This window comes from Metabacillus schmidteae (assembly GCF_903166545.1).
In the GTDB taxonomy this organism is placed as follows: Bacteria; Bacillota; Bacilli; order Bacillales; family Bacillaceae; genus Metabacillus; species Metabacillus schmidteae.
Window position 1 is genome coordinate 325,866 of sequence record NZ_CAESCH010000001.1, and the last position, 18,041, is coordinate 343,906.

Consider the following 18,041-nt stretch of genomic DNA (forward strand, 5'->3'; position numbering starts at 1 on the left):
ATATTGTTTATAAAAGAGCTGAAATTAAAAAATTATCGTAATTATGCGGATCTGACTGTACAATTTGAAAATAAAGTAAATGTTATCCTTGGAGAAAATGCACAAGGAAAGACAAATGTTATGGAATCAATCTATGTCCTAGCTATGGCAAAATCACACCGTACCTCGAATGATAAGGAATTGATTGGTTGGGATCAAGAGTATGCTAAAATAGAAGGTAGTATTGAAAAATACAACCGTTCAACAGCTCTTCAATTAGTTATTTCGAAAAAAGGCAAAAAAGCGAAATTAAATCATATAGAACAAGAAAAATTAAGCCAATATGTAGGGGCTATGAATGTCATCATGTTTGCTCCTGAAGATTTGAATTTGGTAAAAGGAAGCCCTCAGGTAAGAAGACGATTTATTGATATGGAAATTGGCCAGGTTTCAGCTATCTATCTCCATGATCTAAGTCGTTACCAGAAAATTATGCAGCAGCGAAATCATTATTTAAAATTGTTACAGCTAAGAAAACAAAAGGATCAAACAATGCTGGATGTTTTAACAGAACAACTCTGTGAAGCGGCTGCAAAGATCATTTATAAACGTCTACAGTTTATTTCTGAGCTTCAAAAATGGGCTGAGCCTATCCATTCTGGAATTAGCAGAGGACTAGAAACACTAAGGATTAAATATAAGCCTTCTGTTGATGTATCAGAAGATCATGATTTGACGAAAATGATAGAAGCATATGAACAAAAATTTGCTAAAATAAGAGAAAAGGAAATCGAACGTGGGGCTACTCTAGCAGGACCTCATCGGGATGATATGCTTTTTTATGTAAATGACCATGATGTACAAACATATGGATCACAAGGTCAACAAAGAACAACTGCTTTATCGTTAAAATTGGCTGAAATTGATTTGATCCATAACGAAATAGGAGAATATCCAATTCTTTTGCTAGATGATGTATTATCTGAATTGGATGATTTTAGACAATCTCATTTGTTAAATACCATTCAAGGAAAAGTACAGACATTTGTTACAACAACAAGTGTAGAAGGAATCGACCATCAAACATTAAAGGAAGCCGCGACCTTTCACGTGAAGGCGGGAGAGCTTTCTGACGAAAAATGAGGTGATTCATATGTATATTCATCTAGGAGACAACCATGTTGTCCCTTCAAAAGAAGTCGTTATGATATTGGATCGACAATCTTCACAAGAATCAGCAATTGTCGATGAATTTTTCAAAAAACAGCAGGATAAAATCGTTCAACTAGCGAGTAATGATGCAAAATCTATTATTATAACGCTTGATAAAATTTATTTTTCACCATTATCATCAAGCACATTAAAAAAACGAGCACATGTTGCTTTTGATATAGATTAGATTGAAAAAGGCTTTTATAGACTTAAATATAAAGCTGCCTGTTTATCAATTGTTATATAGTTGGTAACAGAATATTCTTTTAAGAAGCCATATGTAACAGGCTTCTAAATCGGTTATGTAAGCTTTAGGAAAAGTGTAGGTGATCAGTTTGACGACAGATAACAATCAAGTCCAACAACAATCATATGATGAAAATCAGATTCAAGTATTAGAAGGTCTGGAAGCTGTTCGTAAACGTCCAGGTATGTATATCGGATCAACTAGTGGCAAAGGTCTGCATCATTTAGTTTGGGAAATTGTTGATAATAGTATTGATGAGGCTTTAGCTGGTTTCTGTAATGAAATCAATGTGATCATAGAAGAAGACAACAGTATTACTGTTAAAGATAATGGTCGTGGAATCCCAGTAGGGATACATGAAAAAATGGGACGTCCAGCTGTAGAGGTTATTATGACTGTTCTCCATGCCGGGGGTAAATTCGGTGGTGGAGGTTATAAAGTTTCCGGTGGTCTTCATGGTGTTGGTGCCTCTGTAGTAAATGCCCTTTCAACAGTGCTTGATGTCACTGTACATCGTGAAGGGAAAATTCACTTTCAACAGTTTCATAAAGGAGTACCTGCAGCAGATTTAGAGGTTATTGGTGAAAGTGAAATAACTGGAACGATTACTCACTTTAAGCCTGATCCGGAAATCTTTAAAGAAACAACAGAATACGATTATGAGATCTTAGCTAATCGTATCCGTGAACTTGCTTTCCTTAATCGCGGTTTAAAAATTACAATTGAGGATAAACGTGAGAATAAGCGTTCAAATGAATACTACTATGAAGGTGGTATTAAGTCTTATGTTGAACACTTAAACCGTACTCGTGAGGTTATTCATGATGAACCTGTCTACATTGAAGGGGAAAAAGATGGAATCACGACAGAAGTAGCTATTCAGTACAATGACAGCTACACTAGTAACATTTATTCATTTGCTAATAATATTCATACCTATGAAGGTGGAACACATGAAGCTGGATTTAAATCAGCTTTAACACGTGTTATTAATGATTATGCTAGAAAGAATAAAATTTTCAAAGAAAATGATGATAATCTATCAGGAGAAGATGTCCGGGAAGGTATTACAGCTATTATCTCGATTAAGCATCCTGATCCTCAGTTTGAGGGGCAAACGAAGACAAAGCTTGGAAATTCAGAGGTCCGAACAGTTACCGACTCTGTTTTCTCAGAGGCATTTGATAAATTCATGCTAGAAAATCCATCTGTAGCAAGAAAGATTGTTGAAAAAGGTCTTATGGCAGCCAGAGCGCGTTTGGCAGCTAAGAAAGCACGTGAATTAACAAGACGTAAAAGTGCTTTAGAAATTTCAAATTTACCTGGTAAATTAGCTGATTGCTCCTCAAAGGATCCATCAATTAGCGAATTATATATCGTTGAGGGTGATTCTGCAGGTGGCTCTGCGAAGCAGGGGCGTGATCGACATTTCCAGGCCATCCTGCCGTTAAGAGGGAAAATTATCAATGTTGAGAAGGCAAGGCTTGATAAAATTTTGTCTAATAATGAAATAAGAGCCATTATTACAGCATTAGGGACAGGTATTGGTGAAGATTTTGATATCACTAAAGCCCGTTACCATAAAGTTGTGATTATGACAGATGCAGATGTAGATGGAGCACATATTCGTACATTGCTATTAACGTTCTTTTATCGTTATATGCGTCCTATTATTGAACAAGGTTATATTTATATTGCTCAACCGCCACTATATAAAATCCAACAAGGTAAGCGAGTTGAATATGCCTATAATGATAAACAACTTGATGCTTACTTAGCAGAAATGCCAGAACAACCAAAGCCGGGAATTCAACGTTATAAAGGTCTTGGAGAGATGAATCCGGATCAATTATGGGAGACAACCATGGATCCGGAAACACGTACATTGCTTCAAGTAACCCTAGAAGATGCAATTGATGCGGATGAAACGTTTGATACGCTTATGGGAGATAAAGTAGAACCCCGTCGAAACTTTATCGAGGAAAATGCACAATATGTCAAAAATCTAGATATTTAATTAAGTGAATCAGAAACACCTCATATCGATGAGGTGTTTTTTAAAAGGTTCGAAACTTTTATATGTAATTTAGCCGAATACTCGTATATATAATGATTATCTATGAATTATCTAGTAAATTCATGTGTATTCTCTCGTCAATATTGCTATAATGAAGAGTAGACTATTAATAAACTATCCAATTGGGCAGGATTTATAACAGATAACTACTATCATGAAAATTTTCAAATATGATAGTGTTTTGCTGTTTTCTGATGAATGACTTGGAACTCCCAATTAAGATTGCAGAAAGGACAAGGGAGGTTATCTTAGAATGGCAGAAAATCAAAGCTCTCATGTTATAGAAAGAAATATTAGTAACGAAATGCGAGAATCTTTTTTAGGTTATGCAATGAGTGTTATCGTATCTCGTGCTTTACCTGATGTGCGTGATGGATTAAAACCTGTTCACCGTCGTATTTTGTATGCAATGAATGATTTAGGAATGACTTCAGACAAACCATTTAAGAAATCAGCACGTATCGTTGGAGAGGTAATAGGAAAATACCATCCGCACGGTGATTCAGCTGTTTATGAAACAATGGTTCGTATGGCTCAGGATTTTAACTTTCGATATATGTTAGTTGATGGACACGGTAACTTTGGTTCTGTAGATGGAGATTCAGCAGCTGCAATGCGTTATACGGAAGCCCGTATGTCTAAAATATCCATGGAATTAATCCGTGATATTAATAAAGATACAATCGATTACCAGGATAACTATGATGGGTCTGAAAGAGAACCGGTTGTTCTCCCGGCTAGATTTCCAAACTTACTAGTAAATGGTGCAACAGGAATTGCGGTAGGTATGGCAACGAATATTCCTCCACATCAATTAGGAGAGGTTATTGATGGAGTTCTCGCTTTAAGTAAGGACCCGGATTTAACTATTCCTGAAATTATGGAAATTATACCTGGTCCGGATTTCCCAACGGCAGGACAAATCATTGGTCGTAGCGGAATTCGAAAAGCTTATGAAACAGGTCGCGGTTCCATTACACTTCGAGCGAAGGTAGAAATTGAAGAAAAACCTTCAGGTAAACAAGTAATCATTGTGAAAGAAATTCCTTATCAAGTAAATAAAGCAAAGCTGGTTGAAAAGATTGCTGAATTGGTTCGTGATAAGAAAATCGACGGAATTACAGATTTACGCGATGAATCTGATCGTAATGGTATGCGTGTTGTAATCGAAGTCCGCAAAGATGCTAATGCCAATGTATTACTTAACAATCTTTATAAACAAACAGCACTGCAAACAAGTTTTGGAATCAATATGCTTGCTTTAGTGGATGGTCACCCTAAGGTTCTTAATATTAAGCAAATGCTATTCCATTACCTTGAGCATCAGAAAGTTGTTATTAAGCGTAGAACAGCTTTTGAATTAAGAAAAGCAGAAGCTAGAGCTCATATACTTGAAGGTTTGCGTGTGGCACTTGATCATTTAGATGCAGTGATTACATTAATCCGTAATTCACAAACTACTGAAATTGCCCGTAATGGATTAATGGAGCAATTTTCTCTAAGTGAAAAGCAGGCTCAAGCAATTTTAGATATGCGACTACAGAGATTAACCGGATTAGAACGTGAAAAGATCGAGGAAGAATATCAATCACTTATTAAGTTAATTGCAGAATTAAAAGCTATTTTAGCAGATGAAGAAAAAGTACTTGCGATTATTCGTGATGAGTTGACTGAAATTAAAGATCGATTCAATGATGTTCGTCGTACTGAAATTGTTTCAGGAGGTCTTGAAGCAATTGAAGATGAAGATCTTATTCCTGTTGAAAATATCGTCATTACATTAACTCATAATGGATACATTAAACGTCTTCCAGTATCCACTTATAGAAGTCAAAAACGTGGCGGAAGAGGCATCCAGGGAATGGGAACAAATGATGATGATTTTGTCGAACAGCTATTAACAACATCAACCCACGATACAATCCTATTCTTCACTAATAAAGGGAAGGTTTATAGAGCGAAGGGATATGAAATTCCTGAATTTAGCAGAACAGCTAAAGGTCTTCCAATTATTAATTTATTAAGTGTAGAAAAAGGCGAATGGGTTAATGCAATTATACCTGTCTCTGAATTTGTTGATGATTGGTTCTTATTCTTTACAACAAAAGAAGGGGTCTCTAAGCGTTCCCCATTATCTCAATTCGCAAATATCCGTAATAATGGATTAATTGCTGTAGGTCTTCGTGAACAAGATGAACTTATTTCAGTTAAATTAACAGATGGTTCAAAAGACATTATCATCGGGACCAAAAATGGTATGTTGATTCGTTTCCCAGAATCAGATGTTCGTTCAATGGGCCGAACTGCTTCAGGAGTTAAAGGGATTTCCCTTGATGAGGATGATGAAGTTGTTGGTATGGAAATTCTCGAAGAAAATGTGGATGTTCTAATTGTTACAGGCAATGGATATGGAAAACGAACTCCTTCTGAAGAATATCGAGTTCAAAGCCGTGGCGGTAAAGGGTTGAAAACATGTAATATCACCGAGAAAAATGGACCAGTTGTATCAGTAAAAGCTGCTACTGGAGAAGAGGATATTATGTTAATCACGGCAAGCGGTATTATAATTCGTATGGATGTTGATACTATATCCAAAATGGGACGTAACACACAAGGTGTAAAATTAATTAAGCTTGATGAGAATGTTTCTGTATCAACTGTTGCTTTGGTGCAAAAAGAAGAGGAACAAGACCAGGAAGAGGAAGAAACAGAAGCAGATATTCAATCTGAGGAATAGAAAAAAGGGAGTTAATACACACAATCGTGCTGTATTAACTCCTTTTTAATTTTCTATTTAAAAATAGAGCAATGTTCTCGTTTTTAGGTATAATGGACTAGGGAGGGATACCTTTTGAAAATCCATATTACTCAATTACAAGAAGGTTGTATTTTAACTGATCATGTCTTATCAGCAACAAGTAGACCATTAGCATATAAAAATACAATCATTAATAATCATTTAAAAGATGTTCTACAAGCATTTTTAGTTAAAGAGGTACAAGTAGCAAGCGTATTGGAAAACGGAAAAGAATTTAGACCATCATTCTTTGATGAAGATCAAGTGACAGACATTTCAAAAGAGGAAGTAATCCATAAAACATTTTATCAACAATATTTAGAAAGTGTACAAGCTTACAAACAGCTCTTTATAAACTGTCAATCTGGTGGTTTACTGGATATTAATAAGGTAAGACAAGTGATAATACCCTTAGTTCCTAATATTGTTCGCAATGATGAAGAAGTATTTAAGCTTTATCATTATTGCCAACAAGAAGATTACGTTTTTCATCATAGTATTTCAGTGGCATTGGTTAGTGCGTATTTAGCAAACAAGTTAGGTTACCAACAAGGTGAAGTAAATCAGATTGCATTAACGGGGTTATTATGTGACTGTGGTATGGCTAAAGTAAATCAAAATATATTAAAAAAGAAATTAACATTAACTGAGAGTGAATACAAAGATATAAAACAACATCCAGTTCATAGCTACAATATGCTTAAAAACATCATGTCTATCAAAGATGGAGTGAAGATGGGGGTTTTGCAGCATCATGAGAGAATTGATGGCAGTGGTTATCCATTGAATGTAAGAGAATCGCAGCTGCACCCATACAGCAAAATAGTAGCCTTGGCTGACACATATCAGGCAATGGTCTCTATTAGACCATATCGAAGTAAACAATCGCCTTTTAAGGTTTTAGAGCAAATAATGGAGGATGACTTTGGAAAGTTTGATATTACAATCATTAACGAGTTAAAAAAGGGTATTACCAGATTTTCCTCAGGTACTAAGGTAAGGTTATCAAATGGTCTGGATGCCGAAATCATCTTTATAGATGATCATAATCCTACTAGACCAATGGTGAAATACTTATTCACAGAGGAAATCATTTCATTAAAAGATCGAAGAGAAATGTTTATAGAAGAAATTATATAAAAAAGCTCTGATTTGTGTTGACTAAAGTTTTTGTTGCTGCTATAATCTTTTAAGTCAGCTAATCAGAGCTGAATTCAAAAAAGTAACAAATAAAAAAACAGTTGACTTGATAATGAGTTAAATGTTATATTAAAGGAGTCGCTTTTGGGCGATAAAAGTTCTTTGAAAACTAAACAAAACCAAGCGTGCCAACGTTAATTTCGATTAACAAAAACGTACTATATAGTACAAAACTTTTATGAGCTACATCAAACACTTTATTGGAGAGTTTGATCCTGGCTCAGGACGAACGCTGGCGGCGTGCCTAATACATGCAAGTCGAGCGAATCTGAGGGAGCTTGCTCCCGACGATTAGCGGCGGACGGGTGAGTAACACGTGGGTAACCTGCCTGTAAGATTGGGATAACTCCGGGAAACCGGAGCTAATACCGGATAACATTTCGAACCGCATGGTTCGAAATTGAAAGACGGCTTCGGCTGTCACTTACAGATGGACCCGCGGCGCATTAGCTAGTTGGTGAGGTAACGGCTCACCAAGGCGACGATGCGTAGCCGACCTGAGAGGGTGATCGGCCACACTGGGACTGAGACACGGCCCAGACTCCTACGGGAGGCAGCAGTAGGGAATCTTCCGCAATGGACGAAAGTCTGACGGAGCAACGCCGCGTGAACGATGAAGGCCTTCGGGTCGTAAAGTTCTGTTGTTAGGGAAGAACAAGTACCAGAGTAACTGCTGGTACCTTGACGGTACCTAACCAGAAAGCCACGGCTAACTACGTGCCAGCAGCCGCGGTAATACGTAGGTGGCAAGCGTTGTCCGGAATTATTGGGCGTAAAGCGCGCGCAGGCGGTTTCTTAAGTCTGATGTGAAAGCCCACGGCTCAACCGTGGAGGGTCATTGGAAACTGGGGAACTTGAGTGCAGAAGAGGAGAGTGGAATTCCACGTGTAGCGGTGAAATGCGTAGAGATGTGGAGGAACACCAGTGGCGAAGGCGACTCTCTGGTCTGTAACTGACGCTGAGGCGCGAAAGCGTGGGGAGCGAACAGGATTAGATACCCTGGTAGTCCACGCCGTAAACGATGAGTGCTAAGTGTTAGAGGGTTTCCGCCCTTTAGTGCTGCAGCAAACGCATTAAGCACTCCGCCTGGGGAGTACGGTCGCAAGACTGAAACTCAAAGGAATTGACGGGGGCCCGCACAAGCGGTGGAGCATGTGGTTTAATTCGAAGCAACGCGAAGAACCTTACCAGGTCTTGACATCCTTCGCTACTTCTAGAGATAGAAGGTTCCCCTTCGGGGGACGAAGTGACAGGTGGTGCATGGTTGTCGTCAGCTCGTGTCGTGAGATGTTGGGTTAAGTCCCGCAACGAGCGCAACCCTTGATCTTAGTTGCCAGCATTCAGTTGGGCACTCTAAGGTGACTGCCGGTGACAAACCGGAGGAAGGTGGGGATGACGTCAAATCATCATGCCCCTTATGACCTGGGCTACACACGTGCTACAATGGATGGTACAAAGGGCTGCAAGACTGCGAAGTCAAGCCAATCCCATAAAACCATTCTCAGTTCGGATTGCAGGCTGCAACTCGCCTGCATGAAGCCGGAATCGCTAGTAATCGCGGATCAGCATGCCGCGGTGAATACGTTCCCGGGCCTTGTACACACCGCCCGTCACACCACGAGAGTTTGTAACACCCGAAGTCGGTGGGGTAACCGTAAGGAGCCAGCCGCCTAAGGTGGGACAGATGATTGGGGTGAAGTCGTAACAAGGTAGCCGTATCGGAAGGTGCGGCTGGATCACCTCCTTTCTAAGGATATGAGGTACGCTTGGTATTTTGTTTAGTTTTGAGAGAACTTTGTTCTCTGAATTTATAGAGATGGGCCTATAGCTCAGCTGGTTAGAGCGCACGCCTGATAAGCGTGAGGTCGATGGTTCGAGTCCATTTAGGCCCACCATCTCAAATAAAAATATGGGGCCTTAGCTCAGCTGGGAGAGCGCCTGCTTTGCACGCAGGAGGTCAGCGGTTCGATCCCGCTAGGCTCCACCAATGTTCTTTGAAAACTAGATAACGAAAACAATTCAAGTAATTCACTGAGTTTAAACGCTTAGTTTAGTGATTCTCTTAATAATATTTGAATCAGGACATTAAGTAAGTACTTATGTCTTGAGACAAAGGAGAAGCGAAGAGTACGAGGCGGCGAAATGGTTGAGGAGCGGAATGGACGTAATTTGTCCATGAGCACCGCAGAACATGAAGCCAACGAAGTAATCTGAAGCTTATCATTTGTCGAAGGTTAAGTTGTTAAGGGCGCACGGTGGATGCCTTGGCACTAGGAGCCGATGAAGGACGGTACTAACACCGATATGCTTCGGGGAGCTGTAAGTAAGCTTTGATCCGGAGATTTCCGAATGGGGGAACCCACTGCTCGTAATGGAGTAGTATTTTTACCTGAATACATAGGGTAATAAAGGCAGACCCGGGGAACTGAAACATCTAAGTACCCGGAGGAAGAGAAAGCAAACGCGATTTCCTGAGTAGCGGCGAGCGAAACGGAATTAGCCCAAACCAAGAGGCTTGCCTCTTGGGGTTGTAGGACACTCTATACGGAGTTACAAAGGAACGGAGTAAATGAAGAGGTCTGGAAAGGCCCGTCAAAGAAGGTAACAACCCTGTAGTTGAAACTTCGTTCCCTCCAGAGTGGATCCTGAGTACGGCGGGACACGTGAAATCCCGTCGGAAGCAGGGAGGACCATCTCCCAAGGCTAAATACTCCCTAGTGACCGATAGTGAACCAGTACCGTGAGGGAAAGGTGAAAAGCACCCCGGAAGGGGAGTGAAAGAGATCCTGAAACCGTGTGCCTACAAGTAGTCAAAGCCCGTTAATGGGTAATGGCGTGCCTTTTGTAGAATGAACCGGCGAGTTACGATCCCGTGCAAGGTTAAGTTGATAAGACGGAGCCGCAGCGAAAGCGAGTCTGAATAGGGCGAAAGAGTACGTGGTCGTAGACCCGAAACCAGGTGATCTACCCATGTCCAGGGTGAAGTTCAGGTAACACTGAATGGAGGCCCGAACCCACGCACGTTGAAAAGTGCGGGGATGAGGTGTGGGTAGCGGAGAAATTCCAATCGAACTTGGAGATAGCTGGTTCTCTCCGAAATAGCTTTAGGGCTAGCCTTGAAATGAGAGTCTTGGAGGTAGAGCACTGATTGGACTAGGGGCCCCCATCGGGTTACCGAATTCAGTCAAACTCCGAATGCCAAAGACTTATGTTCAGGAGTCAGACTGCGAGTGATAAGATCCGTAGTCAAGAGGGAAACAGCCCAGACCACCAGCTAAGGTCCCAAAGTATACGTTAAGTGGAAAAGGATGTGGAGTTGCTTAGACAACCAGGATGTTGGCTTAGAAGCAGCCACCATTTAAAGAGTGCGTAATAGCTCACTGGTCGAGTGACTCTGCGCCGAAAATGTACCGGGGCTAAACGTATCACCGAAGCTGTGGATTGTTCTTACGAACAATGGTAGGAGAGCGTTCTAAGGGCTGTGAAGCGAGACCGGAAGGACTCGTGGAGCGCTTAGAAGTGAGAATGCCGGTATGAGTAGCGAAAGAGGGGTGAGAATCCCCTCCACCGAATGCCTAAGGTTTCCTGAGGAAGGCTCGTCCGCTCAGGGTTAGTCGGGACCTAAGCCGAGGCCGAAAGGCGTAGGCGATGGCCAACAGGTTGAAATTCCTGTACCACCTCCTCACCGTTTGAGCAATGGGGGGACGCAGAAGGATAGGGTAAGCGCGCTGTTGGATTAGCGCGTCCAAGCAGTTAGGCTGACAACGAGGCAAATCCCGTTGTCACATAAGCTGAGCTGTGATGGCGAGGGAACTATAGTACCGAAGTTCCTGATTCCACACTGCCAAGAAAAGCCTCTAGCGAGGTGAGAGGTGCCCGTACCGCAAACCGACACAGGTAGGCGAGGAGAGAATCCTAAGGTGAGCGAGAGAACTCTCGTTAAGGAACTCGGCAAAATGACCCCGTAACTTCGGGAGAAGGGGTGCTTTTTAGGGTGAATAGCCCGGAAAAGCCGCAGTGAATAGGCCCAGGCGACTGTTTAGCAAAAACACAGGTCTCTGCGAAGCCGCAAGGCGAAGTATAGGGGCTGACGCCTGCCCGGTGCTGGAAGGTTAAGGGGAGAGGTTAGCGCAAGCGAAGCTTTGAACCGAAGCCCCAGTAAACGGCGGCCGTAACTATAACGGTCCTAAGGTAGCGAAATTCCTTGTCGGGTAAGTTCCGACCCGCACGAAAGGCGTAACGATCTGGGCACTGTCTCAACGAGAGACTCGGTGAAATTATAGTACCTGTGAAGATGCAGGTTACCCGCGACAGGACGGAAAGACCCCGTGGAGCTTTACTGTAGCCTGATATTGAATTTTGGTACAGCTTGTACAGGATAGGTAGGAGCCTGAGAAGCCGGAGCGCTAGCTTCGGTGGAGGCGTCGGTGGGATACTACCCTGGCTGTATTGAAATTCTAACCCACAGCCCTGATCGTGCTGGGAGACAGTGTCAGGTGGGCAGTTTGACTGGGGCGGTCGCCTCCTAAAATGTAACGGAGGCGCCCAAAGGTTCCCTCAGGATGGTTGGAAATCATTCGTAGAGGGTAAAGGCACAAGGGAGCTTGACTGCGAGACCTACAAGTCGAGCAGGGACGAAAGTCGGGCTTAGTGATCCGGTGGTTCCGCATGGAAGGGCCATCGCTCAACGGATAAAAGCTACCCCGGGGATAACAGGCTTATCTCCCCCAAGAGTCCACATCGACGGGGAGGTTTGGCACCTCGATGTCGGCTCATCGCATCCTGGGGCTGTAGTCGGTCCCAAGGGTTGGGCTGTTCGCCCATTAAAGCGGTACGCGAGCTGGGTTCAGAACGTCGTGAGACAGTTCGGTCCCTATCCGTCGTGGGCGTAGGAAATTTGAGAGGAGCTGTCCTTAGTACGAGAGGACCGGGATGGACGCACCGCTGGTGTACCAGATGTCTTGCCAAAGGCATAGCTGGGTAGCTATGTGCGGAAGGGATAAGTGCTGAAAGCATCTAAGCATGAAGCCCCCCTCAAGATGAGATTTCCCTGTCACTTAGTGACGTAAGATCCCTGAAAGATGATCAGGTTGATAGGTCAGAGGTGGAAGCGCGGTGACGTGTGGAGCTGACTGATACTAATCGATCGAGGACTTAACCTAATAAAAAGCGTAAGCTTAGTGAATTGAATTGTGAATCGTTATCTAGTTTTGAAGGAACATGCCTTCAAACTTTATATTATTTGGTGATGATGGCGAAGAGGTCACACCCGTTCCCATGCCGAACACGGAAGTTAAGCTCTTCAGCGCCGATGGTAGTTGGGGGTTTCCCCCTGTGAGAGTAGGACGTCGCCAAGTAAGAAGAGGAAAAAAGATCAGTAGAGATACTGGTCTTTTTTTGTATGGATTTAAAAAGTAAAATAAACCGAAGGTTTAGTCTGTAAAGAGGTAGAGACAAAGTAACCTTACTAGCCTGAGGCTTGGGAGAAGCAAGAAGATCAAGGAAGCGCCGAGAGAGAAGACCGGAATGTGCGCAGTTGGCACATGAGGATCTGAACGAACAAGCTGACGCGGAGATTCGCCGCTTATCGCAAGCCGAAATCCGAACACGGAAGTTAAGCTCCAGCGCCGATGGTAGTTGGGGGTTTCCCCCTGTGAGAGTAGGACGTTGCCAAGTAAGAAGAGGAAAAAAGATCAGTAGAGATACTGGTCTTTTTTTGTATGGATTTAAAAAGTAAAATAAACCGAAGGTTTAGTCTGTAAAGAGGTAGAGACAAAGTAAACTTACTAGCCTGAGGCTTGGGAGAAGCATATTAAGGAACTTCTACTAAGAGCGCCACGTCCTGTGGCAACGTAGAAGTCAGCACATCCTGTGCAAGTAAGGAAGCGCCGAGAGAGAAGACCGGAATGTGCGCAGTTGGCACATGAGGATCTGAACGAACAAGCTGACGCGGAGATTCGCCGCTTATCGCAAGCCGAAATCCGAACACGGAAGTTAAGCTCTCAGCGCCGATGGTAGTTGGGGGTTTCCCCCTGTGAGAGTAGGACGTCGCCAAGTAAGAAGAGGGAAAAGATCAGTAGAGATACTGGTCTTTTTTTGTTTGATATGGAGTTTACGTGTATGTAGATTTTTGGTGAATTTTGTAGAATAGTAGATAAATTAAAATAATCGAAGATAAGTTGCTGAAAATCGAAGATAAAATGAAATAATCGTTGATAAATCTTCATAATCGAAGATAAATTAACTTAACACCCTACTAATGTGTGCGCAGATGGCACATGACACTGAATGAACAACTGACGCGGAGATTCCCACGCTTATCGCAAGCCAGCAGAAATCTGAACGTAAAAAAGAGAAGCTACCCTTAGGTTTAGCTTCTCCTTTAATGTTAAAATTCACAAATGTTCTTCTAAAAACTTCAAAATAAAATAAGGGATCTTTCTTTTAGCTATTTCCATATAACGTAGAATAATTGGATAGTCATCATTTGATGTTCCTAATAGGAGTTCATACCACCACTCAGTTTCATAACGTGAGATCATACTCAGGTTATATAGCAATAAGTAGTGAACGAGAAGTTCCGGAAGGGATAGAAATGATTCACGTTTGTTTGGTAAATAAAATGCATTATCCTCGATATGAAATAAAAAGGGTGAACAGTGAAACGTATGATTTGAATATTTAGTTCGTAAAATAATTTGGTTATTCGTAGCATCTTTTTCCCGCTCAAGATGGTGATTTTTCCCTAAAAATTCAGAAAGTCTTTCAGCTGACATATGGAAATATTGAGCAGTGGTATCTGTTAAAATGATTTGACGTTGGCCAGTTGTTTCAACTTTCACATAATTTTTTTTAGCTTGATGAAACAACAAAACATCGTTCATCTCAGCTATTTGGTTAAGAAGTAATTCCATTGAGTACTTTTCGGCTTCAAGATGATCCTGTATTTGAAAAAGTTCCTTTGCTACATGGCTGAACAAACCATTTCTCTGAACTTTAATTTCATCTTTTAAAAATTGATATTGTTGTTTTTTTCTTTTTCTGCTTGATGCCCCATGTGCTAGTACTGATGAAGTTGAAGGATAGTTGGGATCCTTTATTAATAAGCATGCTTTCAATAGCTGTGATATACCATAAAAAAGCAAAATTGGTTGAATGGCTTGTGGTGACTGGTTGGCCTGTAAAAAGAAATTTTCACCATGTTTAAGAAAGTAAATAAATCGGTAACAATTATCATAGGACAAGCCACTTGAATTTTCTTCAGAAAGATTTTTATAACATCTTTCTAATTTCTTTTGAATTGTTTGCGTTGAATGATACGATAGTAAGCGTTCCCAATACAAGGCTGGCATAAATTGTACACTCCAATTATTTAATTCTAAATATTTAAACTCTTTATTCCATTCTTGACAGTCTGAAAACATGTTGATAATCTACTAATAATATTTTGCCGAAAAGAGGGGGATTTTACTAATGTGGGAACAAAAATTTTCTAAAGAAGGCTTAACTTTTGATGATGTTCTATTAGTGCCAGCAAAATCTGAGGTATTACCAAGAGATGTGGATTTAAGTGTACAGCTTACACCTAGCTTAAAACTTAATATTCCAATTATCAGTGCTGGTATGGATACTGTAACAGAAGCTGAATTAGCTATTGCGATTGCAAGACAAGGTGGAATTGGTGTTATTCATAAGAATATGTCAATTGAACAGCAAGCAGAGCAGGTTGATAAAGTAAAAAGATCTGAAAGAGGAGTTATTACAGACCCATTTTATTTAACTCCAGATCATCAGGTTTTTGACGCAGAGCACTTAATGGGTAAATATAGAATCTCAGGTGTTCCAATTGTAAATAACCCCGAAGAAGAGAAATTAGTTGGTATTATCACAAACCGTGATATGAGATTTATTCAAGATTATTCCATTAAAATCAGTGATGTCATGACAAAGGAAAATCTTGTAACTGCACCTGTTGGAACAACTCTAAAAGAAGCTGAAAGTATGTTGCAAAAGCATAAAATTGAAAAACTACCTTTAGTGGATAATGATGGTATTTTAAAAGGTCTTATTACAATTAAGGATATTGAAAAAGTAATTGAATTCCCGAACTCAGCTAAAGATTCACATGGACGCCTAGTTGTTGCTGCAGCGGTTGGTGTTACAGGTGATTCAATGATTCGTGTTAAGAAGTTAGTTGAAGCAAATGTAGATGCAATTGTAGTTGATACAGCTCATGGTCATTCAAAGGGTGTTCTTGATACAGTGAAGGCGATCCGTAATGAATATCCAAACCTGAATATTGTTGCAGGAAATGTTGCAACTGCTGAAGCTACAAAAGATCTAATAGAAGCTGGTGCAAATGTTGTCAAGGTAGGAATTGGACCTGGTTCTATATGTACAACTCGAGTAGTTGCAGGAGTAGGTGTACCACAGATCACAGCAGTATATGATTGTGCAACAGAAGCAAGAAAACATGGGGTATCGATTATTGCAGATGGAGGTATTAAATACTCTGGTGATATGGTAAAAGCTTTAGCTGCAGGTGGCCATGCTGTCATGTTAGGAAGTTTACTTGCAGGTACTTCTGAAAGTCCTGGTGCAACGGAAATCTTCCAAGGAAGACGTTTTAAAGTTTATCGTGGTATGGGTTCTGTAGCTGCAATGGAAAAGGGAAGTAAAGATCGTTATTTCCAAGAAGACAACAAGAAGTTCGTTCCAGAAGGTATTGAAGGAAGAACTCCATATAAGGGGCCATTAGCAGATACTATTTATCAATTAGTCGGTGGTATTCGTTCTGGTATGGGTTATTGTGGAACAAAGGATCTTAAAGAACTTAGAGAAAATTCACAATTTATCCGTATGACTGGCGCAGGCTTAAAAGAAAGCCACCCACATGATGTCCAAATTACGAAAGAAGCCCCAAATTACTCGTTATAATAAGTCTTTTGGATTAAATATAATCCAAATATGACAGAACTATAACATTTGACAGAGTCTATGACTCTGTCTATTTTTTTTGCTCTTTCTATGATAAAATCAATTTTGTTGTTTCTTTAAGAAAGCAAAATTCAAATGGAGTTTTCATATAGATAATATAATTTGGAGGAAGTGTACAACGTGAGAATAAAGAAAATGATAGCAATTCTATTTGCTTTAACCTTTATTGTTTCATCCATTTTTCCTTATACGTCTGCTCAGGCTGCAGAGCCGATATCAATTAATGCAGGAGCAGCAATCATAATTGAGGAATCTACTGGAACAATTTTATATGGAAAAAATGTTGATGAAAAACTACCTATTGCAAGTATGGCAAAGGTAATGACAGAATACTTAGTTCTAGAGGCAATTAAAGAAGGAAAAATTAGCTGGGATCAAACCTATAAGCCAAGTGAATATGTTTATAAGATTTCACAAAATGGAAATCTTTCAAATGTACCTTTAAGACTAGATGGCAGCTATAACGTACAAGAATTATATGAAGCAATGGCTATTTACTCTGCTAATGGTGCAGCTATTGCTTTGTCTGAATTAATTGCAGGATCAGAGAAAGCTTTTGTCAAAATGATGAATGACAAAGCGAAAGAGCTAGGCTTAACAAATTATGAATTTGTCAATGCGACAGGATTAGAAAATAAGGATTTATCTGGCATGCATCCTGAAGGTACAGATGTGAATGCAGAAAGTAAATTGTCAGCAAGAGATATGGCCTTACTTTCACAAAGATTAATTCAAGATTACCCAGAGGTTTTAGAAACAGCAAGTATTCCTAAAAAAACCTTTAGAGAAGGTACTGATGACGCAACTCTCATGCCAAACTGGAACTGGATGCTTCCTGAGTTAGTTTATGGTTATGAAGGTGTAGACGGTTTGAAAACAGGTTCAACTTCTTCAGCAGGATCTTGTTTTACTGCTACTGCAACTAAAAATGGTATGCGTGTTATTACTGTTGTGATGGATGCACAAGGAAATGAGGGAGATGTGAAAAATTCACGCTTCCCTGAGACAGAAAAAATGTTAGACTACGCATTCGATAACTTCTCAGTAAAAGAAGTATTTCCAGCAAATTATCAAATTGAAAAGCAATCAACTATTCCTGTAGTAAAAGGTAAGGAAGATTCAGTATCCATTCATACCAAGGATGCCGTAAAACTTGTAGTGAAAAACGGTGAAGAGGACGCCTATAAGCCAACCTTTGAAATTGACCAGGATCAATTAACAAAAGCAGGGGAATTAACCGCACCAGTTAAAAAAGACCATGTTGTAGGTAAAATGACAATTAATTATGAGGGAGAAGGTCAAGCTTTAACAAATATCAAAAGTGATACACTCTCTCAAGTAGACCTTGTAACGAATGAAAAAGTTGAAAAGGCCAACTGGTTTATTCTCTCTATGAGGGGTATTGGAGGCTTCTTTGGAGATTTATGGGGCACAGTATCAGATACAGTAAAAGGCTGGTTTTAATATTATGATGAAAAAGACTCTCTTTATAGGGAGTCTTTTTATATTGCGACTCATTAATAATTTATGAT

At 40.5% G+C, this 18,041-nt stretch carries 8 protein-coding genes, 2 tRNA genes and 3 rRNA genes; 12 read left to right on the plus strand and 1 reads right to left on the minus strand.

The genetic code is table 11. The features are described from left to right. Nucleotides 1-3: 3 nt before the first annotated feature. The 10 genes from recF (at nt 4) to rrf (ending at nt 12,869) form a co-directional block, all read left to right on the plus strand. Nucleotides 4-1,122 (plus strand): DNA replication/repair protein RecF, encoded by a 1,119-nt coding sequence (gene recF / locus HWV59_RS01485; protein ID WP_175637933.1) that lies wholly within the window; start codon nt 4-6, stop codon nt 1,120-1,122. 10 nt (nt 1,123-1,132) lie between these two features. Continuing rightward, on the plus strand, nt 1,133-1,378 hold the full coding sequence (gene remB, locus HWV59_RS01490) for an extracellular matrix regulator RemB (protein ID WP_175637934.1): 246 nt from the start codon (nt 1,133-1,135) through the stop codon (nt 1,376-1,378). Nucleotides 1,379-1,526: 148 nt separating this feature from the next. Beyond that, nucleotides 1,527-3,455, plus strand: coding sequence for a DNA topoisomerase (ATP-hydrolyzing) subunit B (gene gyrB, locus HWV59_RS01495; RefSeq protein WP_175637935.1), 1,929 nt, complete (start codon nt 1,527-1,529; stop codon nt 3,453-3,455). Between the two features lie 313 nt (nt 3,456-3,768). Beyond that, nucleotides 3,769-6,252, plus strand: coding sequence for a DNA gyrase subunit A (gene gyrA / locus HWV59_RS01500; protein WP_175637936.1), 2,484 nt, complete (start codon nt 3,769-3,771; stop codon nt 6,250-6,252). A 114-nt stretch (nt 6,253-6,366) separates the two neighbouring features. Further along, entirely contained in the window at nt 6,367-7,452 is a 1,086-nt protein-coding gene (locus HWV59_RS01505) for an HD-GYP domain-containing protein (RefSeq protein ID WP_175637937.1), read from the plus strand. A gap of 257 nt (nt 7,453-7,709) precedes the next feature. Further along, nucleotides 7,710-9,259: ribosomal RNA gene (locus HWV59_RS01510) — 16S ribosomal RNA — on the plus strand. A gap of 71 nt (nt 9,260-9,330) precedes the next feature. Continuing rightward, nucleotides 9,331-9,407 (plus strand) — tRNA-Ile (locus HWV59_RS01515). Nucleotides 9,408-9,423: 16 nt separating this feature from the next. Beyond that, a tRNA-Ala gene (locus HWV59_RS01520) sits at nt 9,424-9,499 on the plus strand. Nucleotides 9,500-9,744: 245 nt separating this feature from the next. After that, nucleotides 9,745-12,674: ribosomal RNA gene (locus tag HWV59_RS01525) — 23S ribosomal RNA — on the plus strand. Nucleotides 12,675-12,753: 79 nt separating this feature from the next. Then, nucleotides 12,754-12,869, plus strand: a 5S ribosomal RNA gene (gene rrf / locus HWV59_RS01530). The 16S, 23S and 5S rRNA genes sit together here with 2 tRNA genes alongside, the layout of an rRNA operon. A gap of 1,038 nt (nt 12,870-13,907) precedes the next feature. Here the strand turns inward: rrf and HWV59_RS01535 are convergent. Next, nucleotides 13,908-14,864 (minus strand): YaaC family protein, encoded by a 957-nt coding sequence (locus HWV59_RS01535; RefSeq protein WP_175637938.1) that lies wholly within the window; start codon nt 14,862-14,864, stop codon nt 13,908-13,910. 121 nt (nt 14,865-14,985) lie between these two features. Between HWV59_RS01535 and guaB the strand changes: the two genes are divergently transcribed. Then, complete coding sequence (guaB, locus tag HWV59_RS01540) at nt 14,986-16,449, plus strand: IMP dehydrogenase (RefSeq protein ID WP_175637939.1); 1,464 nt, start codon at nt 14,986-14,988, stop codon at nt 16,447-16,449. Nucleotides 16,450-16,644: 195 nt separating this feature from the next. Beyond that, a complete protein-coding gene (locus HWV59_RS01545) occupies nt 16,645-17,973 on the plus strand; it encodes a D-alanyl-D-alanine carboxypeptidase family protein (protein ID WP_217708479.1) in 1,329 nt (442 codons plus the stop codon). The last annotated feature ends 68 nt before the right edge of the window (nt 17,974-18,041 follow it).

Bases quoted from the DNA above. Each gene is read 5' to 3' on its own strand.
- remB (WP_175637934.1), top strand. From the start codon at position 1,133: ATGTATATTCATCTAGGAGACAACCATGTTGTCCCTTCAAAAGAAGTC.
- gyrA (WP_175637936.1), top strand. From the start codon at position 3,769: ATGGCAGAAAATCAAAGCTCTCATGTTATAGAAAGAAATATTAGTAAC.
- HWV59_RS01535 (WP_175637938.1), bottom strand. From the start codon at position 14,864: ATGCCAGCCTTGTATTGGGAACGCTTACTATCGTATCATTCAACGCAA.
- guaB (WP_175637939.1), top strand. From the start codon at position 14,986: ATGTGGGAACAAAAATTTTCTAAAGAAGGCTTAACTTTTGATGATGTT.
- HWV59_RS01545 (WP_217708479.1), top strand. From the start codon at position 16,645: ATGATAGCAATTCTATTTGCTTTAACCTTTATTGTTTCATCCATTTTT.